Genomic DNA, 22,004 nt, shown 5'->3' with positions numbered 1-22,004 from the left:
TGCCCCCGGCTGGTATGGGTGTCAGTTCGGCGGGTTGAAGCGGCCGTCCACCGCCGTCCAGCCGCCGTCGACGTACAGGACCGAGCCGGTGACGAAGCTGGCCGCGTCGGAGGCCAGGTAGACCACGGCTCCGGCCATCTCCTCCGCTTGGGCCCACCTGCCCAGCGCGCTCTTGGCCGCGTAGGCGTCATACCATTCGGGGTTGTCCTTGATCTGCTTGGTCAGCGGGGTCTCCACGACGCCCGGCGCCACGGCGTTCACCCGCACCCCGCTCGGCCCGAACTCGGCGGCAGCCGTACGCAGCAACTGGACCAGGCCCGCCTTGGTGGCCGAGTAGACCCCCTGGCCTGGCTCGGTCACCGAGGCCCTGATCGAGGCGAACCCGATGATCGAGCCGCGCCCGCGCTCCACCATCCCCGCGCCGAAGGCCCGGATGACATCGAAGGACGCCTTCAGATTGAGGTCGACGACCCGCTGGAACTCCTCGGCGGAGTAGTCAAGCAGCCGCTTGCGCACGTTCGTGGCGGCCGTGAACACCAGCACGTCCGGGCTGGTCTCGGCGGCCACCCGGGACACGGCCCCGGCATCGAGCACGTCGAGCTCCCTGGCTGTCCCCCCGCAGGCGGCGGCGGTCGCCTCGGCCGCGGGCAGATCCCGATCGGCGCACACGACCTCGGCCCCGTGCGCGGCCAGCGCCAGCGCCGCCTCCCGCCCGATCCCGCTCCCGGCCCCGATCACCACGGCGCGCCGTCCATCCAGCCGGAACAGTCCCTCGTAAGTCATACAAGCACTCTAACGACTGGTCAGACCAGTACACCAGGTGCGCTCACGCGTTTCGCATGTTCCCCGGGGTCTTGCCATGGTCGTCAGGGTTCAGCTGCACGTGCGGTAGTTGACGAGCCGCTCTTGGTGTCGCTGTAGGTAGCGTCAGGGGCGGATGATCGCCATGCGGGTGACCGTGAACTCCTCGATGGCGAAGCGGGGGCCCTCGCGCCCGATGCCCGAGTCCTTGACGCCGCCGTAGGGCATGTTGTCGGCGCGGAAGCCGGGCACCTCGTTGACCACGACGCCGCCGGCCTCGATCGTGTCGATCGCCGCGAACGCGGTGGCCAGGGAGCGGGTGAAGACGGAGGCGTGCAGGCCGTACCGTGAACGGTTGACGGTCTCCAGCGCCTGGTCCAGGTCGGCGACGGTGCGGACGCAGACGACAGGGCCGAAGATCTCCTCGTCCCACGCGGCCGCCCCGTCCGGCACGTCGGCGAGCACGGTCGGCGCGATGGTCCGCTCGGCCCTGGTGCCGCCCGTGACGAGCGTGGCCCCTGCGGCCACGGCGGCTTCGACCCACTCCAGGACGCGGCCCGTGGAGCGCTCGTCGATGAGCGGGGCGACGCGGGTGCCGGGCAGGCGGGGGTCGCCGACGGCGACGTCCTTCATCCGGTCGGCGAGCAGCCCGAGGAAGGCGTCCCTGACCGGCTCCTCCACCAGCACCCGCTGCACGGAGATGCACGCCTGGCCGGAGGCGTAGTACCCGCCCCTGACGACGGCGTCGGCGGCGGCCTCCAGGTCGGCGTCGGCCGCGACCACGAGCGCGGCGTTCGACCCCAGCTCGAGCAGCACCTTGGTGGGCGCGGCGTTGCGCGCGATGGCGTGCCCGGCGGCGGCCGAGCCGGTGAAGGAGACCGCGCCGATACGGCGGTCCTCGACCAGGAGACGCCCGACCTCGACGTCGCCGGTGACCAGCTGGACGGCGGCGGGCGGCAGCGCGCCGCTCTCGCGCAGCAGGTGCACCAACCAGAGCGTGGCCAGCGGCGTCGACGGCGCGGGCTTGACGATCACCGGACAGCCCGCGGCGACCGCCGGCGCGATCTTGTGGGCGGCCAGCAGCAGCGGGTAGTTGAACCCGGTGATGCCGACCACGACCCCGATCGGCCGCCGCGTCCAGAACCCGACCAGCCCCTCCCCCGCGGGCAGCAGGTCGAGCGGCACGGTCTCCCCATGCAGCCTGGCCACCTCCTCGGCGGCGGTGGCCAGCGTGACGATCGTCCTGGCCACCTCGACCTTGCAGTCAACCAGCGGCTTGCCGGTCTCCAGCACGAGCAGGCGCTCGAACTCCTCACGCCTGGCCTTCAGCGCGTCGTGCGCGCCGAGCAGCGCCTCGCGGCGGGCGTGCGAGGGCAGCGCGGCCATCTCCTTGGCCACGGCGAGGGCCTCCTCGAGCGCCCTTCCCGCCAGGTCGGCGGTGCCCAGCGGCGCCTTGGCGACCACGGACCCGTCGTAGGGGAAGACCACGTCGGTGGATCCGGCGGTCTCGACCCAGCCGTCCCCGACAGGCAGCCCAGACGGCCACACCTGCTGAAAAGTCACGACAACTCCCCCTGAGCGCTTGGAAACACATCGAGATAGGCGGGCGCGTCCTCGCGGCCGGTGGCGGCCAGCACGGCGTGCGCCACGGCGCGGGCGAACACGTCGGCGGCGGCGGCGAGCACGTCCTGGAAGTCCTCCTGCCCGGGAGCGGCGAGCGCGCACGTGGCCAGGCCGAAGATCGTGTCGCCGTCCACCATCGTGTGGGCGGGCCTGATGGCCCTGGCCAGGCCGTCGTGCGCGACCCCGGCGAGTTTGCCGCACTGCGCCTTCGACAGTGACACGTCGGTGGCCACCACCCCGATCGTGGTGTTGAACGACCCGGCCTGCGGCGGCGCCCAGGCGGCGTAATCCTCGGCCGACGGCTCCCTGAGATGGTCGAACTCCCCCGGCAGCCCGTACCGGGTCCCGGCCAGCCGCCCGCTGCCTGGGTCGAGCACCGACCCGTGCGGGTTGACGACCGCGAGCGCCGCCACGGTCACCCCGCCGGGCAGTACGGCGCTGGCTGTGCCGATGCCGCCCGCCAGCCCGCCGGCCACCGCCCCCGTCCCCGCGCCGATGGATCCGTTCGCCATCGGCGGCGCGAAGGAGATGCCGTCGCCGGGATCGGCGGCGTCCGTGGCCGCGTCGTAGGCGGCGGCGCCCAGCGCAGCGTCGGGCACGGCGCGGAACGAGCCGCCGCGGCCGAGGTCGTAGATGACGGCGGCGGGCACGATCGGGACCACCCCGCCGGCGACGGAGAATCCGATCCCGGCGTCGGCCAGCCGCCCCATCACACCGGTCGCGGCGTCGAGCCCGTAGGCACTGCCCCCGGTGAGCACGACGGAGTGCACCCGCTCGACCAGGTTGCGCGGGTCGAGCAGCTCGGTCTCGCGGGTGCCGGGCGCGGCCCCGCGCACGTCCACCCCGGCCACCATGCCCTCCGGCGGCGGGACGACCACCGTCGTGCCGGTGCGGTAACCGCCGCCGTCCCGGTGTGCGTGCCCCACCCGCAGCCCGGCGACGTCGACCAGCGAGTTGGTGGGCCCGGGCTTCATGCGGACCTCGTCAGGAAGCGCAGGGCGGCCTCGGCGAACACCCGGGTGCACCGGACGATCTCGTCGACCTCCACGAACTCGTCGGCCTGGTGCGCGATCCACTTCCCGCCAGGGCCGTAGACCACGGACGGGATGCCGCCCCAGTGCGTCAGCACGGTCCCGTCGGTCGAACCGGGCACACCCCCGTAGACCGCCGGAGAGCCCGTGACCGCCTCGTGCGCCCCGGCCAGCGCCACGATCAGCGGATCGGACACGGGCACGTCCACCGGCGGCCGATCCACCAGCACCGACACCTCGGCGGAGATCCCGTCGTAGCCGGCCAGGTCCAGGACCCGCGCGGCCACCTCGTCGTGCGACACACCGGGGATGGTCCTGACGTCGATGAAGACGGAGGCCACCGCGGGGATGACGTTGACCTGCTCCTCGGTGCCCGCCCGCGCCACGGTCGGCGTCACGTACACCTCGCCCAGGTGCTCGTGCGCGGGGAAGCGCTTCTGCAGCTCGTCCTGATAGGACCGCAGCGCCACCAGCAGCGAGCCGACCGCCTGGATCGGGTTGCGCCCATGCTGCGGCATCGCGCCGTGCGCCATCTTGCCGGTGAAGTCCACCCGCAGCCGCAGCGCCCCCTTGGCGACGGCGCAGATCTCGCCCGCCTCGGGCTCGGCCACGATCGCGCCGTCCACATCGGCGGCCAGGCCCGAGTCGACGAAGTGGTGGGCGCCGATCATCAGGCCCTCCTCGTCGGCCAACGCACACACCTTGATCCGGCCCGGGAACGGTCCAGCCAGTTGCAACGCCCGGGTGGCGTACAGGGTGGCCGCCAGCCCGGACTTCATGTCGGCGCTGCCGCGCCCCCACAGCTTGCCGTCGCTGATCTCCCCACCGAACGGGTCGACGGTCCACTCCGACAGGTCGCCCTCGGTCACCACGTCGGTGTGACCCTCGAACATCAGCGTCGGCCCGGGCAGCCCGCCCTCGACCACGGCCACCACGTTAGGGCGCCCGGGTGCGGCTTCATAGACCTGTGGCTCCCACCCCCAAGAACGCATCTTTTCAAGAACCAGGTCCGCGGCGGGCTGCTCGTTGCGCCCGCGCGCGGGGTCGTTGGTGCTGGGGATGCGCACCAGGGCCTGGGTGAACTCGACGACTCCCGCGGCATCGACCTCGATCACAACAATCCCTCCAGAGTCGGTACGGCCTGGAGCAAGGTCTGCGTGTACGGGTGGCGGGGCGAGGCCCACACCTCGTCCACCGGTCCTGTCTCGACGATCTCGCCCTGGTTCATCACCGCCACGGTCTCGCACACGTGCCGGACCACGGACAGGTCGTGGGAGACGAAGACCAGCGTCAGCCCGAGCTCGTCGACCAGGTCGGCGAGCAGGTTCAGGATCTGCCCGCGCACCGACACGTCCAGGGCGCTGACCGGCTCGTCGGCGACGAGCACCTGCGGCTTGGGCGCCAGCGCGCGGGCGATGGCGATGCGCTGGCGCTGCCCGCCGGAGAACTGGTGCGGGTAGCGCTCGGCGGCCGAGGCGGGTAGGCCGACCGCCTCCAGCAGCTCGGCGACCCGGCCGCCGACCGGCTGGCCGAGCGAGACCAGCGGCTCGGCGACCAGGTCGCGCACCTTCATCCGCGGGTCGAGCGAGCTCATCGGGTCCTGGAAGACGATCTGCAGGTTCTCCCGCAGGAAGCGCAGCCGCCGCTCGGGGAGCCCGGCGATCTCCTGCCCGTCGAACCTGATCGACCCGCTGGTCGGCCGGTCGAGCCCGCACAGCAGGCGCAGCAGGGTGGACTTGCCCGAGCCCGACTCGCCGACGATGCCGAACCGCTCGCCCTTGGCGATGCTGAGTGAGACGCCCTTGAGCGCCTGCACCGCCTCACCCTGCCTGGTGAGCGAGGTCCGCGGCCTCCTGTAGGTCCTGACGAGGTCCGTGGCCTCGATCACCGGCTCATTCGCCGGGGTGCCAGCAGGCGTAGGCATGGCCGTCTCCCGTCAGCTCCGGTTCGGTCTCGCACTCCGGGGAGGAGTGCGGGCAGCGGGTGCGGAAGACGCACCCTTCGGGGAAGTGGCCCGCGGCGGGGACGCTGCCCTTGATCGTGGGCAGGCGGGTGCCGCGCGGGGCCATCTTCGAGGCGGCCAGCAGGCCCTCGGTGTAGCGGTGGCGGGGCCTGGTGAACACCTCGCGCATGGGGCCCGACTCGACGATGCGCCCGCCGTACATGACCAGGACGCGTTCGCAGACGGAGGCGACGACGGCCAGGTCGTGCGTGATGAACAGCAGCGCGGGCGCGACCTCGGCGATCAGGTCGAGCATCTGCTTCTGCACGGTGACGTCGAGCGCGGTGGTGGGCTCGTCGCAGATGAGCAGGTCGGGCTCGTTGGCCAGGGCGATGGCGAGCATGACGCGCTGGCGCTGGCCGCCGGACAGCTGGTGCGGGTAGGAGCGCGCGATCTGGGCGGGGTGCGGCAGCCGTACCCGCTCGAACAGCTCGACGGCGCGTGCCCTGGCGTCCTCGCGCGGCCTGCCGTGCAGAGTCATGACCTCGGCGACCTGGGCGCCGACGCGCATGAGCGGGTTGAGCGCGGTCATCGGCTCCTGGAAGACCATCGAGATCTTCTGCCCGCGCAGCGACTTGACCTGCTTCTCCGGGACGCCGACCAGCGGGGTGCCGGATATTTCGGCTTTGCCGGAAGCGGTGACACCCTCAGGGAGCAGCCCCATGAGTGACAGCGCCGTCAGCGACTTGCCGGATCCCGACTCGCCGATGAGGCCGACCCGCTCGCCCGGTCCGATATTTAGCGAAATGTCGGACACCAATGGGACGCCGTCGGACCTGACGGTCAGGCCCTCAACGCTCAGCACGGATCCTCCTGAGCTTGGGGTCGAGGAAGTCGCGCAGGCCGTCGCCGAGCAGGTTGAACCCGAGCACGGCCAGCGCGATCGCCAGGCCAGGCCACAGCGCCAACCGCGGTGTGGAGAACAGCAGTTCCTGCGACTCCTGCAGCATCCGCCCCCATGACGGGGTCGGCGGCCGGGTGCCGAAGCCGAGGAAGGACAGCGCCGCCTCGGCCAGGATCGCGATCGCGAACGACACCGACGCCTGCACGATCAGCATCGAGCTGATGTTGGGCAGCACGTGCCGTACGGCTATCGCCGCCCGCGAACGCCCCGCGGCGCGCGCGGCCAGGATGTAGTCGGTGACCATGACCTGCATGGTCGCCGCCCGCCCGATGCGCGCGAACGCCGGCACCGTGGCCACGCCGATCGCGATCATCGCGGTCAGCGTCCCGGCCCCGTAGACGGCGCCCAGCATCACGGCCAGCAGCAGCGCGGGGAAGGCGAACACGAGGTCGTTGACCCGCATGATCAGCTCGGACAGCCAGCCCTGCGACCTCATCCCGGCGACCATGCCCAGCGGGGTGCCGATCAGTGCGGCGATGCCGACCGCCACGATGCCCACGTACAGGGTGGTGCGGGCGCCCACCATGAGCTGGCTGAGCGTGTCGCGGCCGAACTTGTCGGCGCCGAGCAGGTAGCCGCCGCCCGGCTCGCGCAGCTTCCGCGCGGCGTCGACCAGCGTCGGGTCGTGCGGCGTCCACACGAACGACAGCAGCGCGGCGATCACCACGATGCCGACCAGCGCTCCCCCGGCGATCAGGCCGGCGTTGACGCGGCCCCTCATCGCAACCTCGGATCCAGCGCGTGGTAGGCCACGTCGACCACGAAGTTGATCAGCAGCACCGCGACCACGAGCACCATCACCACCCCTTGTACGAGCAGCAGGTCACGGGAGGCGACGCCGTTGAGCAGCAGGTCGCCGAGCCCGGGGATGACGAACACCCGCTCGACGACGACCGCGCCGATCAGCAGCGTGGCCAGTTGCAGTCCGAGCACGGTCACCACGGGCACGGAGGCGTTGCGCAGCCCGTGCCGCCACAGCGCGCCCATCCTGCCGCGCCCCTTGGCGCGGGCCGTGCGCACGTAGTCCTCGCGCATCACGTCGAGCACGGAGGAGCGGACGTACCGGGTGAGCACCGCGCCCTGCACGAGCCCGAGCGACAGCCACGGCAGCAGCAGGCTCAGCAGCCACTGCGCCGGGTCCTCGGTGAAGGCGACGTAGCCGCCTGACGGCAGCGCCTGCGCCTTCACCGCGAACACGAACACCAGCAGGATGCCGGCCAGGAAGGCGGGGATCGCGATGCCGACCTGGCTGGCCGCGCTGATCGCCGCGCCGAGCGGGTTGCGGTGGTGGACGGCCGCGAACGTGCCCGCGGGGACCGCGATGAGCAGCGCGATCACCATGCCGCCGAGCACCAGCACCATGGTGACGCCCAGGCGCTCGCTGATCTGCGGGCCGATCGGCGACTGGGTGACGTAGGAGACGCCGAAGTCGCCGTGCAGCAGGCCGCCGAACCAGTCGAGGAACTGGCTCAGGGCCGGCCGGTCGGTGCCGAACTGCTTGCGCAGCGCCGCGACCGCCTCCGGGGTCGCGTTGACGCCCAGCGCGATCTCGGCGGGGTCTCCCGGCAGCAGCGCCATGAAGGCGAAGACCACCACACCGGCGACCGCCGTGCTCGCCAGGAGCACGGCCAGCCGCTTGAGGAGATACAGGATCACTGCTTGGCGAGCCCGGTGAAGTCGAAGGATTCGGCGATGGCGTTCTTCGGCAGCCCGGTCACGTCCTTCTTGGCGACGATCAGGTTGGGGAAGAGGAACAGCCAGTCGGCCGCGGCGTCGTCGGACAGCAGCTTGGCCGCCTGCTTCAGGTCGTCGACCTGCTGCTGCTCGCTGCCTTCGTCGGCCTGGGCGAGGAGCTTGCCGAACGCGGGGTTGTCGTAGTGGAAGTAGTACGACTTGTCGGCAAAGATCCCCATGTCGCGGGGCTCGACGTGGTTGATGATGGACATGTCGTAGTCGCCCTGCTTGAACACCACGTCCAGCCAGCGGGCCGGGAACTCCAGCGGCTCGATGTCGGCGTTGATGCCCACCTGCGCGAGCTGCGACTTGACCACCTGGGCGCTGGCCACCGCGTAGGGCAGGTTGGGGATGCGCATCTTGACGTTGTAGGTCTTGCCGCCCAGCAGCTGCTTGGCCTTGGCCTGGTCGTAGGGGTAGTCGCCGGTCCTGTCCTCGTACCAGGGGTCGGTCGGCGGGACCATGGACCCGATCGGCTGGCCGCGCCCGGCCCACGCCGTGTCGATGAGCGCCTTGTGGTCGATGGCGTAGCGGACGGCCTGCCGTACCTTCTTGTCGCTGAAGGGCGGGCGGGCGTTGTTCAACGACAGCACGACCTCGCCGTTGGTGGTGCCCTCGACCGTCTGGAAGCGGTTGGGGTCGCTGAACTGCTGCAGCGACTCGGGGGCCTGGACGCTGGAGATGACGTCGATGCCGCCGGTCAGCAGCGCGTTGTTCATCGCCGTGGCGTCCTTGAAGTACTTCAGCGTGATCGGCGACAGCGCCGGCTTGGTGCCCCAGTAGGAGGGGTTGGCCGTCAGCTGGATCGAGGCGCCGCGCTTCCAGCTGCCCAGCGTGTACGGGCCGGTGCCGATCGGCTTGTTGGCCAGGTCGGAGACGCCGGTGCGGCTGAACATCGCGCCGAGCCTGGTGGCCATCGAGTACAGGAAGCCGTTGCTCGGGTGCTTGAGCGTGATGATCGCGGTCTGGTCGTCGTCCTTGTCGACCTTGTCGATGACGTCGAGCTGGGCCTTGATCTTCAGCTTCCAGTCGGTCTTGACCCGGTTGAGGGAGAAGATCACGTCGTCGGCGGTGAACGGCTTGCCGTCGCTGAACGTGACGCCCTTGCGCAGGTTGAAGGTGTAGGTCTTGCGGTCGGCCGAGACATCCCACTTCTCGGCGAGCAGCGGCTGGATCTTGCCGTCCTGGTCCAGCTTGACCAGGCCCTCGTAGACGTTGACCAGCAGCGCCTGCGGGATCGCGGCGCCCTCGGTCGAGGTGAAGTCGAGGTTGGCGGGCTCGGCCACGAATCCGACCGACAGCTGCTGCGCCTTCGAGGTGCTCTGGCCGGTGGAGCCAGTGGAGCCGCCGCCGCAGGCGGCCACCCCCATCAGGAGACCGCCCACAGCGATCCAGGTTCCAATGCGCCTCATACCTTGCTGCCTCCTGGCTAGTGCACTGGTCCGACCAGTAGGCTACGCACATTGCCAGTCCGCGACGGCTCAGGTCAAGGGGGCTTTTACCATGGGTGGTCCGCGTTTCGAGCCGGTCCGGACCGTGCGGGCGTACGAGCGCATCGTCGAGCAGGTCGAGGAGGCGATCGAGTCCGGCGCGCTGTCTCCGGGCGAGCGGCTGCCGAGCGAGCGCGAACTGATGGCGCAGTTCTCGGTGAGTCGCTCCACCGTGCGTGAGGCGCTGCGGGTGCTGCAGGCCAGGGGCCTGGTGCGGTCGCGTCCCGGCGACCCGCACGGGGCCGAGGTGCAGCCCTTCTCCCCCGCCGCGCTGCACAAGTCGATGACCACGCTGGCCCGGGTGGACGAGCTGTCGCTGGGCGAGCTGGTGCAGTTCCGGATGGTGCTGGACTCCTCGGCCAACCTGCTGGCGGCCAGGTTGCGGACCGAGGCGGAGCTGGCGGAGATGGACGCGGCGATCGCCCGCATGCGCGAGACGGTCGACGTCGGCTACGACGAGTTCAGCGCCGCCGACGTGGCCTTCCACGACGCGGTGGCGCGGGCGAGCGGGAACAAGCTCATCCAGATCTGCACGGACGTGGTCCGCTCGATCGTGCTCGGCCTGGTCGCCGAGAGGATCGCGCAGGCGCCCGACCGGGTGGCGCTGATGCGGCAGAGCATCCGCCACCACGAGGAGGTGCTCGCCGCCGTCCGCGCGGGCGACGGCCCGCTGGCGGCCCGCCTGTCCCGGCAGACCATGTACGACTACTACGTGGGCTACGTCCCGCAGGAGGAGCGGGACGCGGTGGCGGCGCTGCTGGTGGACTAGCCGTACATCTTTCGGGTGATCCGGGTGTTATGTTGCGGCCGTGGAGCCGGATGGGCTGGCGGAGGTGTTCCTGCGGGAGCATCGCCGGTACACGAGCCACCAGGTCGCCGACATGGCCGGGGTGCCGGTGTACCGTGCGCGCAGGTTCTGGCGGGCGCTGGGGTTCGCCAACGTGCCCGACGACGCGGTGGAGTTCACCGACTCCGACGTCGAGGCGCTGAGGACGCTGGTCGGCATGGTCACCGACGGCGTCTACGACGAGGAGCACGTGCTGCTGATGGCCCGCTCGTTGGGCCGGGCCACGACGCGGCTGGCCGAGTCGCAGGCGCAGCTGGGCGCTGAGGCGCTGGACCTGGCGGGCGTGCCGCTGGCCGAGCGGCCGCGGGCCTGGGCGCGGCGGGCGCGGCGGGTGCTGCCCGATCTGGAACGCCTGCTGGTCTACGCCTGGCGCAGGCAGCTGGCCGTCTCGGCGGGGCGCATGGTGGACCAGGAGAAGTCCGCCGTCCTGCTGGCGGTCGGGTTCGCCGATCTGGTCGGGTTCACTCGGCTGAGCAGGCAGATCAGCGAGACGGAGCTGGCCGGGCTGGTCGACAGCTTCGAGGGGCGCTCGGCCGACGTGGTCACCGGGTGCGGCGGCCGGGTGGTCAAGACGCTGGGCGACTCGGTGCTGTTCGTGTCGGGCAAGGCGCACGACGCGGCGGAGATCGGGCTGCGGCTGATCGAGCTGCACGCCAAGGTGCGGGGCATGCCGGAGCTGCGGGTGGGCCTGGCGATGGGGCCGGTGATCGGCCGGATGGGCGACGTGTTCGGCACCACGGTGAACCTGGCCAGCCGGCTGACGGCGCTCGCGCTGCCGGGCTCGGTACTGGCGGATCCCGCGCTGGCCGAGGAGCTGGAGGACGACCGTGCCTTCGCGCTGCGGGCGGTGGACCGGCTCACCGTCCGGGGGCTGGGCGAGCTGGCGCCGTTCCGGGTGACCAGGAATCCCTAGCCCTCCCGGTTGTTGCACTGCTACGTGACTGCCGTCGCCGGCGCGCTCGAGGCGATCACCCGCTACTGGTCGGGGTTCAGGCCTTCGGGGTGGGCGGGCCGGCCGTACGTCGTCGTGGCGGTCAACGTCGCGGTCGGCGAGACGGCGGAGGAGGCGGCGCTGCCGCGCAGGTGTCGCTCGCGCTGGACGCCCTCCTCGACGCCACGGGCGCCGACGAGCTCCTCATCACCATGAACACCTACTCCCACGAGGACCGCCTCGCCTCCTACCGGCGCCTGATCTCGCTGTCGTAGAGGGTGGTCCATTGGGTCTGGGCGGGGATGTGCCAGGACTCGTGCAGGTCGTGGAAGACGTTGGCGGCGCGGACGCCGATCCAGTCCGGCGGGAGGAGCTCCAGCGGCAGGCGCGGATCGAGCATGGGGAAGTGCCGCCAGGCGTGCACCAGCCGGATCTGCGCCAGCATGACCGCCTCGCCGGACGGCGGGCGCATGCCGGCGAAGCTCTGGATGAAGTCCTGGTAGTGCCCCGACAGCTCCCCGAGGTGCCAGGCCTGCTCGACCAGCGTGCGCTCCGAGCCGATGCCCGCGTAGGGGCCGTTGAAGGAGTACGCCTCCAGGCCGAGGCTCTCCACGACCTGCTTGGCCTCCGCCTCGCGTGAGGCGTGCGGGCTCACCCACACCCCGGGGGCCGGGCTGCCGAAGCCGGCCCAGGTGAGCCGGGTGCGCAGCTGGTGGCGCAGCTCCCGGCGGGACTCGGGCACGCTGGTGACCAGCACCACCCAGCGGCCGTCCCACGCCTGCCCGTCGCGGCCGAAGGCGTAGATGCGCTGCGCCCCCTCGCTCAGCAGCTCCCGCCCGCGAGGCGTGAGCGCCCAGCGGACCCGCCGCCCCGACCGCTCGGCCGCCAGCCAACCGTCCGCCGCCGTGCGCGACAGGGCCTGGCGGGCCGACTTCGCCTCCACGCCCAGCCCGCCGAGCACGTGCAGCAGCGTCGAGGTCCACGCGGGCCCGTCCTGCGGCAGCACGTACTCGCCCAGGACCGTCAGCAGCAGCGATCGCGCACTCACGCAATCAATGCTACAAGTCATTGACGGCCCATCAATTCTGTGTAGAAGATTTGTCTACCCGAGGAATTGGGGTGACGGCGATGTCGTTCAACGCCAGCGTCTATCTCGTGGATCGCCAGCTCGACGCCGGTCGCGGCGGCCATCTCGCGGTCACCGGCCCCGCCGGGTCCCTCACCTACGCCGAACTCGCCGAGCAGGTCGCCGCGTTCGCCGCGGGGCTGCGCTCGATCGGCGTGCGGCCCGAGGAACGCGTGCTCATGGTCATGTCCGACCGCCCGGAGACGCTGGTCGCGATCCTGGCCGCGATGCGGCTTGGCGCGGTCGCGGTGCCCGTGTCGACCATGTACAACGCCGCCGAGCTGGGCGCGCTCATCCGCGACGCCAGGGCCAGGGTGGTGATCGCCACGGAGGAGTTCGAGGCGGTCGTCCGCGGCGCCCTGCCGTACGCCCCCGAGGCCGAGACCCTGATCACCGCCGCCTCCTGGGCGGACCTGATGGCGGAGGGAACGGCCGCGCCGTACGACACCTGGCCGGACTCGCCGGCGTTATGGCTGTACACCTCGGGCACGACCGGCGTGCCGAAGGCGGCCATGCACCGGCACGGCTCGATCAGGGACGTCTGCGAGACCTACGCCGGCCAGGTGCTCGGCATCAGGCAGGACGACCGCTGCTTCTCGGTCGCGCGCCTGTTCTTCGCCTACGGCCTGGGCAACTCGCTGTTCTTCCCGCTGTCGGCCGGCGCCACCGCGATCCTCGACCCGGCCCGCCCCACGCCCGGCGGCGTGCTCGCCCGGGTGCGCGCCGACGCGCCGACGCTCTTCTACGCGGGCCCGGCCTTCTTCGCCGCGCTGCTGGCCACCACCGCCCCCGCCGACGCCTTCTCCTGCGTACGGCTGGCCGTGTCGGCCGGCGAAGCGCTCCCCGCCGAGATCTACCGCCGCTTCACCACCCGCTTCGGCGTGGACATCATCGACGGCCTCGGCTCGACCGAGGCGCTGCACATCTTCATCTCCAACCGTCCAGGTCAGGTACGGCCAGGCAGCACGGGAACCGTCGTGCCGGGATACCAGGCCAAGCTCCTGGACGACCTGGGCGCACCGGTCAGGGACGGCGAACCCGGCCACCTGTACGTGCGCGGCGAGTCGATCGCCACCGGCTACTGGTGCCGCACGGCCACCACACGCCAGGTGTTCCAGGGCGAGTGGCTGCGCACCGGCGACACCTACGTGCGCTCGGAGGACGGCTACTACACCTGCCTGGGCCGCTCCAACGACATGATCAAGGCGGGCGGCATCTGGGTGTCGCCGATGGAGGTCGAGGCCAGGCTCCTGGAGCATCCCGCGGTCGCCGAGTGCGCGGTCGTGGCCTACACCGACGCCGACGGGCTGGAGAAGCCGGTCGCCTGCGTCGTCCCCGCCGCCGGGCACACCGTGGAGGCCGCCGAGCTGGTCGCGTTCTGCCGCGAGGGACTGGCCGCGTTCAAGCGGCCCCGCGAGGTGCTGGTGGTCGAGGAGCTGCCGAAGACCGCCACCGGCAAGATCCGCCGGGTGGCGATCAGGGAGCTGGCCGCCGACCTGCTCGGCAAGCCGGACTAGGCGCCGCGCAGTTCCCGCTTGAGCACCTTGCCGCTGGCGTTCTTGGGCAGCCCGCCCGCGAAGCGGACGGACTTGGGCACCTTGAACGGCGCCAGCCGTCCGCGCAGGAAGGAGATCAGCTCGTCGCCGGTCAGGGCCGCGCCGTCGCGCAGCACCACGACGGCCGTGACCGCCTCGATCCACCTGGAGTCCGGCACGCCGAAGACGGCGGCCTCGGCGACCGCCGGGTGCTGGTAGATGGCCTCCTCGACCTCGCGGCTCGCCACGTTCTCGCCGCCGGTCTTGATCATGTCCTTCTTCCTGTCGACCACCGACAGGTAGCCGTCGGCGTCCATGACGCCCAGGTCGCCGCTGTGGAACCAGCCGCCGCGGAAGGCCTCGGCCGTCTTTTCCTGGTCGTTCCAGTAGCCCAGCATCGCGTGTGGGCTGCGGTGCACGATCTCGCCCACGACGCCGGGACCGACCGGCCTGTCCTCGTCGTCGACGATGCGGGTCTCGACGTTGAGCGCCGCGCGGCCCGCCGAGCCGAGCCTGGTCAGCTGCTCGTCCGGGCCCAGGATCGTGGCCACCGGGGCCATCTCGGTCTGGCCGTAGAAGTTGAACAGCCTCGTCTGCGGCAGCCGGGCGGCGATCTCCTTGAGCACCTCGACCGGCATGATCGAGGCGCCGTAGTAGCCCTTGCGCAGCGACGACAGGTCGCGCCTGTCGAAGTCCGGGTGGCGCAGCAGGGCGATCCAGACCGTGGGCGGGCAGAACAGCTTCGTGGCCCGCTCGCGCTCGATCGTCTCCAGGATCGCGGCCGGGTCCGCCTTGTCCAGGACGATGTTCGTGGCACCCACGTAGACGCCGGGCGTGAGGAAGCAGTGCAGCTGCGCGCAGTGGTAGAGCGGCAGCGAGTGGACCTCCACGTCGTCGTGGCCCATCTCGCCGTCGACCAGGCAGGTCACGTACTGGGCGATCAGGCTGCGGCTGGACAGGGTGGCGCCCTTGGGGCGGGACTCGGTGCCGCTGGTGTACATGATCTGGATGGGGTCGTCGTCGGCGATCTCCACCTGGGGGCGTTCGGCGTCGCTGCGCCACGCGGTGACCGGCTCCCAGCCGTCCGCCTCACCGATCACCCCCTTGATCCGGATATTTCCGGAAACGGCCTGGCTTGCGACCGGGACGAGGGCGTCCTCGGCCAGGATGCCTATGGCACCGGAGTGCTCCAGGATGTAGGCCACCTCGTCGGGGCCGAGCATGAAGTTGATCGGCACGGAGATCGCGCCCAGCCGCGCCAGCGCGAAGTAGGCCAGCACGAAGTCATCGTTGTTGTGGCTGAACAGGGCGAACCTGTCGCCCTTGGCCACGCCGCGCCCGGCCAGCGCGTTGGCCATCCGCTCGACCTCGTCGTCCAGCTCGGCGTAGGTCCGGCGGCGCTCGCCGTACACCAGCGCGAGCTTGCCCGGATGGCGGGCGGCGGTGCGGCGCAGCAGGTCGCCGATGGCGTGCTGGCGGGTCGTCATGGCGGCCTCCGTCACGTGTGCCGAACGATATTCGGTGATCCTAGCCCCATCGTCCGCAGCTCCTTGACCAGGATGCGGCAGGCGTCGGCCTGCCGTTCGATGCCGCCACCGGGCAGGAAGACGTCGCGCGTCGTGCGGATCGGCGGGTACGGCCACTCGACGTAGCCCAGGCGCCGGTAGAGGCGGCACACGCGGGGGTTGTCCAAGTCGACGCCCAGCGCGACCTTCTCGTGGCCGAGCTCGCGCAGGTGTGCCTCGGCGGCGCGGACCAGCTCGGTGCCGATGCGCTGGTTACGGTGGTCCGGGGCGACCTCGAGGTGGGTGAGCAGGGGCACTCCGGGCAGGCGGTCGCGCAGCTCGGGCTCCTCGGCCGCGTCGAGCCACAGGTAGACGTCGCCCACCGGGGTGAACGCCTGCCAGGCCACGAGCAGCAGGCCGTGGCCGGCGCGCTGCCTGGCCAGCTGGTGCGCGAAGTACGGCTCCTGGTCGAGCGCGGTCACCAGGGCCGGCAGGTCCTGCTCTAAAGCCGTCCGAATGCGGACATGACGCATAACACTCACGATCGTGCGATAAATCGAGGTGTCACAACCTCTGGGCGGCAAGTCTGTCAGGACCCGCCCAACGGCTCCAGCTTCTTTGTCAGATTCGTACGGCCGGCCAGATGCAGGGCGGCCAGCCTGGGCCTGCCCTTGAGCGTGAGCCGCTCCATCGCACCCTCGACGGAGGAGGCTGGGCGCAGGCGGGCGACGAAGTCGCGCCACGTCTCGCGGTCGGCACGCCAGGCCCGCAGGTAGCGGACGCACAGCTCCGGCGTGATGAGCTCGTGGCGGCGCAGCGCGGCCCGCAGCGCGGCGGCCATGCGCGCCTTCTCGCCCGGGTCGGCCGGGCAGCCGGGGATCTCGGCGAGGATGTCGCGCAGGAACATGGCCCGCCTTCCCAGGAACTTGCGCCAGTGCTCCAGGTCGGCCTCGTGCGGGCTCCTGCCCTCGTCGAGCAGCCAGAAGACGCCCTCGGCCAGCACGTCGCCGAACTCCTCGCTCTTGGCGCGCTCGACTGTGCGGAACGGATCGTAGGGATGCTGCTTGACCGCCCCGGTCACCGCCAGCTGCCGGAGCCCGTCGTCTTCCAGCAGGTAGAACCAGTCCTCGTTATAGATGTCCGGAAAAAACGAGACATGTCCGGCGTCGATGGCGAGGGCGCCGCCGCCCACGAACGTCTCCTGGTGCCCGCCGACCGCGCGGAAGGCGTGGCAGGCGACCGAGTTGTCCGGGAAGCCGCCCACCGACAGCCCGACGGCGCTGTAGGTCCCGAGCAGCCCTGCGGCCTTCCTCAGGTCGCCGGGAGCGGGCACGGAGATGTCGTCGTCGAGGAAGATCACGCGCCGCCAGCCGAGCCGCCTGGCCAGCACCAGCCCGAGGTTGCGCTTGGCCGCGGTGTCGGTGCCGCGCCGCAGCTCGGGCGGCGGCACGGTCGAGGTCCGCAGCGCCGGCAGCGCCAGGTCCGCCGGGTCGGCCACGATCAGGGCGTGCACCTCGGTGTCGGGTTCGCAGGCCCTGCGCAGGTCGTGGAAGCCCTGCTGGTAGTACCGCCCGCTGGCCAGGGCGATCAGCGGGCAGCCGAGCTTCCTGGCCTGGGAGACGGCGTGCTTGAGGTAGACAGCCGGCCGTACCGTCGGCACGATGATCGCGTCGATCGGATCGTCGCTCTCCGGCGCGTCGTGGGCGGCGAGCAGGTGGCGGTGCGATCCGCGGTGGTGGGCGGACTCGATCATGGCCATTCGAACAGCCGGGATTCCGGGTCGGTCCAGTCGGGGGTGATCACGGCGCCCTCGAACACCGGCACGCGGGTGACGAGGCCGAAGGACTCCTCCTCGGGGAAGCGGCTGTGCAGGTAGGCCGTGTTCCTGTCGCGGAAGCGGCTGTCGGTGAGCGCGCGCACGGCTCCGTAGGTGCCGCGGCCGTACATGCCGTTGCAGATCGTCAGGGTGCGCTTGCGGTTGAGGGGGCTGACGCCGCGGTAGAAGAGGGCGACGTCCTCGTGCAGCTTGCCGTCGCGCAGCGCCGGGTAGTGGCGCTCGCCGCCGGCCAGGAAGTACGGTCCCTTCTCGCTGTCCCAGTCGCTGACCTGCTCGACCGGCAGCGACAGCTGCTCCAGGACGCTGCGGGTCACCGCGTTCCAGTCGACGCCGCCGAGCAGCACCAGGTGGGTGGTGTAGTCGTCGGCCGCCAGCGGCCGCGCGCCGGCCTTGCGGATGCGCACCTCGCTGGCGGGATTGACCGCGCGGATGTGCCCGAACAGCTCAAGCAGCGCGTCCAGGTCGGCGTAGGTGTACAGCTCGACGTAGTCGGGGTCGTCGGGATCGACGTACGGCATGCGGCGCAGCATCTTGGGCGGCAGCTGGGCGCAGATCAGCCGGATCGGCTTGCCGTCGGGGAAGTGCCACAGCCCCTCGGCGGGAGCGTCGCGCACCGGCTGGCCGAGCGCGGCCGAGCGCAGTGCCAGCAGCTCGTCCCTGAGCCGGTCGCGGGCCAGCAGTTCGTCGGGGGCGAGCTCGTCCTCGGCCAGCATGCGCAGCCTGCCGCCCTGCAGCGACCGGTCGGTGCAGAACAGCGTCGCGTAGCCCTCGAGCCGGGCGTTGGGCGGGATCTTGGGGTGGACGTCGGACTCCCACGAGGAGATCAACGCCACGCTCAGCGGGCCCTTGGCGCCGCCGAGTGCCTGGCCCAGCATGGGTTGGGTGATCTTGACGTCGGCCCAGCGCCCGGTGCGCAGCTCTCGTAGCCGTCGCGCCAGAGCCCGGACTCCGTCGTCCATCGGCTCCATCGTCTACACCCTTCATCTGAACTTCAGTATCTAAGTAGACCTCTACTGATGCTCAGATGCGAGCACTATTTTGACCAGGTGCGACAGGTCGTGTGCGCCCGGCCGACTCACTCTAGCGCCGGAAGCCCTTGCATGGCGGGTTTTCCGCGCGGGATCCAGGGAATCCTCTACTTCAGATAAGAGCTGTAGTTGAACTGAAGATTCAGTGAAGGTTCACCATGAAACTCTCACGCGGACCGCCGCAGCCTTCGCACCAGACGCGGGCAGGCACCCCCTCACACGGGCAGGCACTCCCGGATCGGACCAACGATCACCAGGAGTGCCCGCACTCGTCAAGGCCACCATCGGCGCGTCGAACACCGGGAACCTCTATGACCACATTAGTCCTTCACTCCGGGCTGGCAATGGCGCTGGCCAGTCCCGAGGGCGTCAGCGCGGCGCGCGGCGTCCTCGGCCTCTTCGCCGCAGTGGCGTTCTGGGCGCTCGTCTTCGCCCTGCGCCAAGTGACCAAGGTCGTGTCGACCTTGCTCCGCCTCCTGCTCGTCGTGATCGCCGTCGCCGCCTTCGGCGCCACCGCCATCGCGATCATCGCGCAGGTCTTCCTCACCATCGGCCCCCTGTAGGCCTCTCCCCCCGAGATGGGCGCCCACGCGCCCATCTCCCCCCGCGCCTTCGTCCCTGGCAAAACGCTCGAGGTTCTAGAAGTGGACGTACTCGTAGTCGAAGGGGCGGCCGTTGATGCCGTTGCGGGGCGGCGCGAGCCAGGCGGCGATCTTGCCGGGTTGGTGGACCGGACGCATCAGGGACCGGACGAAGGCCTTGTCCGCGGGGGTGGGGAGCCAGTCGCCCCGCTGCGCCTCCCAGGTGGCCCCGTCGACGATGCGGCCGGACGGGGTGACGTGGTGGCCGGCGAAGGCGCCGACCTGGCGGTTGAAGGCGACGTGCGGCAGGTAGAGCGTGCCGAGGCCGCCGAGGATGCGGTTCCACCGGTTCACGCCGGTGAGGCAGTCGGCGACGTACTCCGTGCGGAGGTCGGCGTTGAGCGCCGTCAGAGCGGGGATCTCGACCTCCACCAGCCGGCCGTCCCTGACCTGCTGGATGGTGGCCGACGACGAGGTCAGGACGTGGTCGTCGGCGCGGCGGGCCTCCTGCCAGCGGCCCTTGAGCCCGGCGGTGTAGTAGTTGGCCACGTTCGTGGAGGTTTCGCCGCCGAAGAGGTCCAGGCTCACGGTGTAGTGGAAGTTGATGTACTTCTGGATGACGTCCAGCGGGATGGCCCCATATTTCTGGATGTCGTCGGTGTCGTGCTCGCGCATCACCTGGGCCGCCCGCTCCACCACCCGGTCCACCCCGGTGGTGCCCACGAACATGTGGTGCGCCTCCTCCTTCAGCATGAACTCGCAGGTACGGCTGAGCGGATCGAAGGCCGACTCCTTCAGCGTGCCGAGCTGGTACTTGCCGTCCCTGTCGGTGAAGTAGGTGAACATGAAGAACGACAGCCAGTCGGGCGTCTCCTCGTTGAAGGCACCCAGGATGCGCGGCGAGTCCTCGCTGCCCGAGTTGCGCAGCAGCAGCGCCTCCGCCTCGTCCCGCCCGCTGCGCCCGAAGTAGGCGTGCAGCAGGTAGACCATGGCCCACAGGTGCCGCCCCTCCTCGACGTTGACCTGGAAGAGGTTGCGCAGGTCGTACAGGCTGGGCGCGGTCAGGCCGAGCCGGCGCTGCTGCTCGACGCTGGCGGGCTCGGTGTCGCCCTGCACGACGATGAGCCGTTGCAGCTCGGCCCGGTACTCGCCGGGCACCTGCTGCCAGACGGGCCGCCCCTTGTTCTGCCCGAAGCCGATGCGCCGGTCGGGGTCGGGCTCGGCCAGGAAGATGCCCCACCGGTAGTCGGGCAGCGCCACGTGGTCGAAGTGCGCCCATCCCTCGCGGCCGACGGCCACGGCGGTGCGCAGGTAGACGTCCTGGGTGGGCAGCGCGGGCCCCATCTCGCCCCACCACTGCAGGAAGCGCGGCTGCCACGACTCCAGCGCCCGCCGCAGCCGCCGGTCGTCGGCGAGGTCGACGTTGTTCGGGATGCGCTCGCTGTAGTCGATCGACATGCCGTCACACCCTTGTTCGGTCGTAGTCCGGGCGCCGGCCGGTGCCGTAGCGGCGCAGGGCGCCGTCGGGGCCGGAGGCGTTGGGGCGGTTGAAGATCCAGTTCTGCCAGGCGGCCAGGCGGGCGAAGATCTTGGTCTCCATGGTCTCCGGCCCGGCGAAGCGCAGGTTGGCCTCCAGTCCCGTCAGGGCGTCCGGGCTGAGCGCGGCGCGTTCCTCCAGGGCGATGCGGATCTCGTCGTCCCAGTCGAGGTCGTCGGGGGCGAAGGTGACCAGCCCGAGCTCCAGCGCCTCCTGGGCGCCGATGGGCCGCCCGGCCTCCGGCTCGAGCTTGTCCAGGTTCCTGGAGGCCAGCCTGGACAGGCCGTTCCCCATCGGGTACCTGCCGAAGTTGGCGTCGGTGAGCGTGATCGTGACGTCCGGGTCGTCGAGCATGTACTGCCGGTCGCAGGCCAGCGCCAGCTCCAGCAGCGGCCCGGCGAAGCAGCTGCCGGGCTCGACGAGCGCGATGAGGCTGCGGCTGGTCACGTCGAGCCGCTTCAGCGTGCGCTTGAAGAAGTGCCGCATCTCGCTGTACGGCAGGCGTTCCGCATCCGGATCGTGCCGCGCGACCAATGCGGGATCCCCCTGGGTCCTGATCACCCACGTGCCCAGGGACGGCTCGTCGGTGCGCAGCCGGAGGATCAGGTCGTCCAGCTCGCGGGTCATCCGCAGGAACCACGAGTCGGTGTCCACCGAAGGCGCCGGGTGGGGCTCGTCGCGCGGGCCGTGCACGGTGATCGTGACGATCCCGTCGCCCTTGGCGGCCTCGACGGTGGAGTAGGCGGTGATCGGCGTGAGCCGGATCGCCTCGCCCGCGGGGCGGGTGGAGCGGGCGGCGGCGTGCGTGGCGGCCTGCCGTACGGCCTCGGCGAAGCGGCTGCGCGGGACGGCCTCGTCTGCCAGGCCCCACGCGACGGCGCGCTGTCCGCGCACGCCCTCGGGGCTGGTGGCGAAGGCGTCGGCCAGGTCGCGGCGGACGCGGCGCTTGTCGGTGACGCGGGTGAGCCCGCCGGTGCCCGGCAGCACGCCGAGCAGCGGCACCTCGGGCAGCGACACAGCGGTGGAGCCGTCGTCGACCAGGATGATGCGTTCGCAGGCCAGCGCCAGCTCGTAGCCGCCACCGGCCGCGGTGCCGTTGACGGCCGCGAGGTAGGTCTGGCCGGAGTGCAGGGTGGCGTCCTCGATGGCGCAGCGCGTCTCGTTGGTGAACTTGCAGAAGTTGACCTTCCAGGCGTGCGAGGACCCGGCGAGCATGCGGATGTTGGCGCCCGCGCAGAACACCCTGTCCAGGCCGCCGGTCAGGACGACCGCGCGCACCTGCGGATGCTCGAACCGCAGCCGCTGCACCGCGTCGTGCAGCTCGATGTCGACGCCCAGGTCATAGGAGTTGAGCTTGAGGTCGTAGCCGGGCGCGATGCCGCCGGACTCGTCGACCGCGAGCACGATCGTGGCGACCTCGCCGTCGAACTCCAGGCGCAGGTGCCGGTATCGACCGGGATCGGTGTCGAAGGAAACCTCGGCCATACCCCAA

The 22,004-nt window shown here is 71.0% G+C and carries 21 protein-coding genes; 4 read left to right on the top strand and 17 right to left on the bottom strand.

Annotated elements, in window-relative coordinates; translation table 11 throughout:
• Positions 1 to 21: 21 nt before the first annotated feature.
• The 9 genes from ACIBHX_RS44510 to ACIBHX_RS44470 form a co-directional block, all read right to left on the bottom strand.
• Positions 22 to 783, bottom strand: a complete 762-nt coding sequence (locus tag ACIBHX_RS44510) for an SDR family NAD(P)-dependent oxidoreductase (RefSeq protein ID WP_397074056.1) — start codon at positions 781 to 783, stop codon at positions 22 to 24.
• A 144-nt stretch (positions 784 to 927) separates the two neighbouring features.
• Positions 928 to 2,364, bottom strand: a complete 1,437-nt coding sequence (locus ACIBHX_RS44505) for an aldehyde dehydrogenase family protein (RefSeq protein ID WP_397074054.1) — start codon at positions 2,362 to 2,364, stop codon at positions 928 to 930.
• Positions 2,361 to 3,398 (bottom strand): P1 family peptidase, encoded by a 1,038-nt coding sequence (locus ACIBHX_RS44500; protein WP_397074053.1) that lies wholly within the window; start codon positions 3,396 to 3,398, stop codon positions 2,361 to 2,363. The genes ACIBHX_RS44505 and ACIBHX_RS44500 overlap by 4 nt, the downstream gene beginning before the upstream one ends.
• Positions 3,395 to 4,570, bottom strand: coding sequence for a M20 family metallopeptidase (locus ACIBHX_RS44495; protein ID WP_397074051.1), 1,176 nt, complete (start codon positions 4,568 to 4,570; stop codon positions 3,395 to 3,397). The genes ACIBHX_RS44500 and ACIBHX_RS44495 overlap by 4 nt, the downstream gene beginning before the upstream one ends.
• The gene (locus ACIBHX_RS44490; RefSeq protein WP_397074050.1) at positions 4,567 to 5,379 is read right to left on the bottom strand and encodes an ATP-binding cassette domain-containing protein; all 813 of its coding nucleotides are present in this window, start codon (positions 5,377 to 5,379) and stop codon (positions 4,567 to 4,569) included. The genes ACIBHX_RS44495 and ACIBHX_RS44490 overlap by 4 nt, the downstream gene beginning before the upstream one ends.
• Positions 5,348 to 6,262 (bottom strand): ABC transporter ATP-binding protein, encoded by a 915-nt coding sequence (locus ACIBHX_RS44485; protein WP_397074048.1) that lies wholly within the window; start codon positions 6,260 to 6,262, stop codon positions 5,348 to 5,350. Before ACIBHX_RS44485 ends, ACIBHX_RS44490 begins: the two co-directional genes overlap by 32 nt.
• Positions 6,249 to 7,082, bottom strand: a complete 834-nt coding sequence (locus ACIBHX_RS44480; protein WP_397074046.1) for an ABC transporter permease — start codon at positions 7,080 to 7,082, stop codon at positions 6,249 to 6,251. The genes ACIBHX_RS44485 and ACIBHX_RS44480 overlap by 14 nt, the downstream gene beginning before the upstream one ends.
• Positions 7,079 to 8,017 (bottom strand): ABC transporter permease, encoded by a 939-nt coding sequence (locus tag ACIBHX_RS44475; protein WP_397074044.1) that lies wholly within the window; start codon positions 8,015 to 8,017, stop codon positions 7,079 to 7,081. The genes ACIBHX_RS44480 and ACIBHX_RS44475 overlap by 4 nt, the downstream gene beginning before the upstream one ends.
• The gene (locus ACIBHX_RS44470) at positions 8,014 to 9,507 is read right to left on the bottom strand and encodes an ABC transporter substrate-binding protein (protein WP_397074043.1); all 1,494 of its coding nucleotides are present in this window, start codon (positions 9,505 to 9,507) and stop codon (positions 8,014 to 8,016) included. Before ACIBHX_RS44470 ends, ACIBHX_RS44475 begins: the two co-directional genes overlap by 4 nt.
• Positions 9,508 to 9,598: 91 nt before the next feature.
• Between ACIBHX_RS44470 and ACIBHX_RS44465 the strand changes: the two genes are divergently transcribed.
• Both ACIBHX_RS44465 and ACIBHX_RS44460 read left to right on the top strand, forming a co-directional pair.
• Positions 9,599 to 10,354 (top strand): FadR/GntR family transcriptional regulator, encoded by a 756-nt coding sequence (locus tag ACIBHX_RS44465; protein WP_397074041.1) that lies wholly within the window; start codon positions 9,599 to 9,601, stop codon positions 10,352 to 10,354.
• A 40-nt stretch (positions 10,355 to 10,394) separates the two neighbouring features.
• On the top strand, positions 10,395 to 11,345 hold the full coding sequence (locus ACIBHX_RS44460; RefSeq protein ID WP_397074039.1) for an adenylate/guanylate cyclase domain-containing protein: 951 nt from the start codon (positions 10,395 to 10,397) through the stop codon (positions 11,343 to 11,345).
• Positions 11,346 to 11,407: 62 nt separating this feature from the next.
• On the opposite strand, the gene ACIBHX_RS44455 is transcribed toward ACIBHX_RS44460, so the two are convergent.
• Positions 11,408 to 11,593 (bottom strand): hypothetical protein, encoded by a 186-nt coding sequence (locus tag ACIBHX_RS44455; protein ID WP_397074038.1) that lies wholly within the window; start codon positions 11,591 to 11,593, stop codon positions 11,408 to 11,410.
• Positions 11,594 to 11,610: 17 nt separating this feature from the next.
• Positions 11,611 to 12,411 carry a PaaX family transcriptional regulator C-terminal domain-containing protein gene (locus tag ACIBHX_RS44450; protein ID WP_397074037.1) on the bottom strand — a complete coding sequence of 267 codons (801 nt, stop codon included), beginning with the start codon at positions 12,409 to 12,411 and terminating at the stop codon, positions 11,611 to 11,613.
• An 80-nt stretch (positions 12,412 to 12,491) separates the two neighbouring features.
• Here ACIBHX_RS44450 and ACIBHX_RS44445 point away from each other — a divergent pair, with 80 nt between their 5' ends.
• Complete coding sequence (locus ACIBHX_RS44445) at positions 12,492 to 14,006, top strand: benzoate-CoA ligase family protein (protein ID WP_397074035.1); 1,515 nt, start codon at positions 12,492 to 12,494, stop codon at positions 14,004 to 14,006.
• Here ACIBHX_RS44445 and ACIBHX_RS44440 read toward each other — a convergent pair.
• From ACIBHX_RS44440 to ACIBHX_RS44425, 4 genes are read right to left on the bottom strand one after another with little or no spacing between them, the layout of a single operon-like run.
• Entirely contained in the window at positions 14,003 to 15,511 is a 1,509-nt protein-coding gene (locus ACIBHX_RS44440) for an acyl-CoA synthetase (RefSeq protein ID WP_397074033.1), read from the bottom strand. The two genes, ACIBHX_RS44445 and ACIBHX_RS44440, sit on opposite strands and share 4 nt — an antisense overlap.
• Before the next feature lie 11 nt (positions 15,512 to 15,522).
• The gene (locus tag ACIBHX_RS44435) at positions 15,523 to 16,062 is read right to left on the bottom strand and encodes a GNAT family N-acetyltransferase (protein ID WP_397074186.1); all 540 of its coding nucleotides are present in this window, start codon (positions 16,060 to 16,062) and stop codon (positions 15,523 to 15,525) included.
• A 56-nt stretch (positions 16,063 to 16,118) separates the two neighbouring features.
• On the bottom strand, positions 16,119 to 17,288 hold the full coding sequence (locus ACIBHX_RS44430; protein WP_397074031.1) for a hypothetical protein: 1,170 nt from the start codon (positions 17,286 to 17,288) through the stop codon (positions 16,119 to 16,121).
• A complete protein-coding gene (locus ACIBHX_RS44425) occupies positions 17,279 to 18,325 on the bottom strand; it encodes a hypothetical protein (protein WP_397074029.1) in 1,047 nt (348 codons plus the stop codon). The genes ACIBHX_RS44430 and ACIBHX_RS44425 overlap by 10 nt, the downstream gene beginning before the upstream one ends.
• A 380-nt stretch (positions 18,326 to 18,705) precedes the next feature.
• On the opposite strand from ACIBHX_RS44425, the gene ACIBHX_RS44420 reads away from it, so the two are divergent.
• Complete coding sequence (locus ACIBHX_RS44420; protein ID WP_397074027.1) at positions 18,706 to 18,957, top strand: hypothetical protein; 252 nt, start codon at positions 18,706 to 18,708, stop codon at positions 18,955 to 18,957.
• A 75-nt stretch (positions 18,958 to 19,032) separates the two neighbouring features.
• Here the strand turns inward: ACIBHX_RS44420 and boxB are convergent, their stop codons facing one another.
• Both boxB and boxC read right to left on the bottom strand, forming a co-directional pair.
• Complete coding sequence (gene boxB / locus ACIBHX_RS44415) at positions 19,033 to 20,433, bottom strand: benzoyl-CoA 2,3-epoxidase subunit BoxB (RefSeq protein WP_397074025.1); 1,401 nt, start codon at positions 20,431 to 20,433, stop codon at positions 19,033 to 19,035.
• Between the two features lie 4 nt (positions 20,434 to 20,437).
• A complete protein-coding gene (gene boxC / locus ACIBHX_RS44410) occupies positions 20,438 to 21,997 on the bottom strand; it encodes a 2,3-epoxybenzoyl-CoA dihydrolase (protein WP_397074023.1) in 1,560 nt (519 codons plus the stop codon).
• Positions 21,998 to 22,004: the final 7 nt, after the last annotated feature.

Source organism: Nonomuraea sp. NPDC050536, assembly GCF_044457685.1.
Lineage (GTDB): Bacteria > Actinomycetota > Actinomycetes > Streptosporangiales > Streptosporangiaceae > Nonomuraea.
This window is presented reverse-complemented; position numbering and strand designations above follow the sequence as displayed.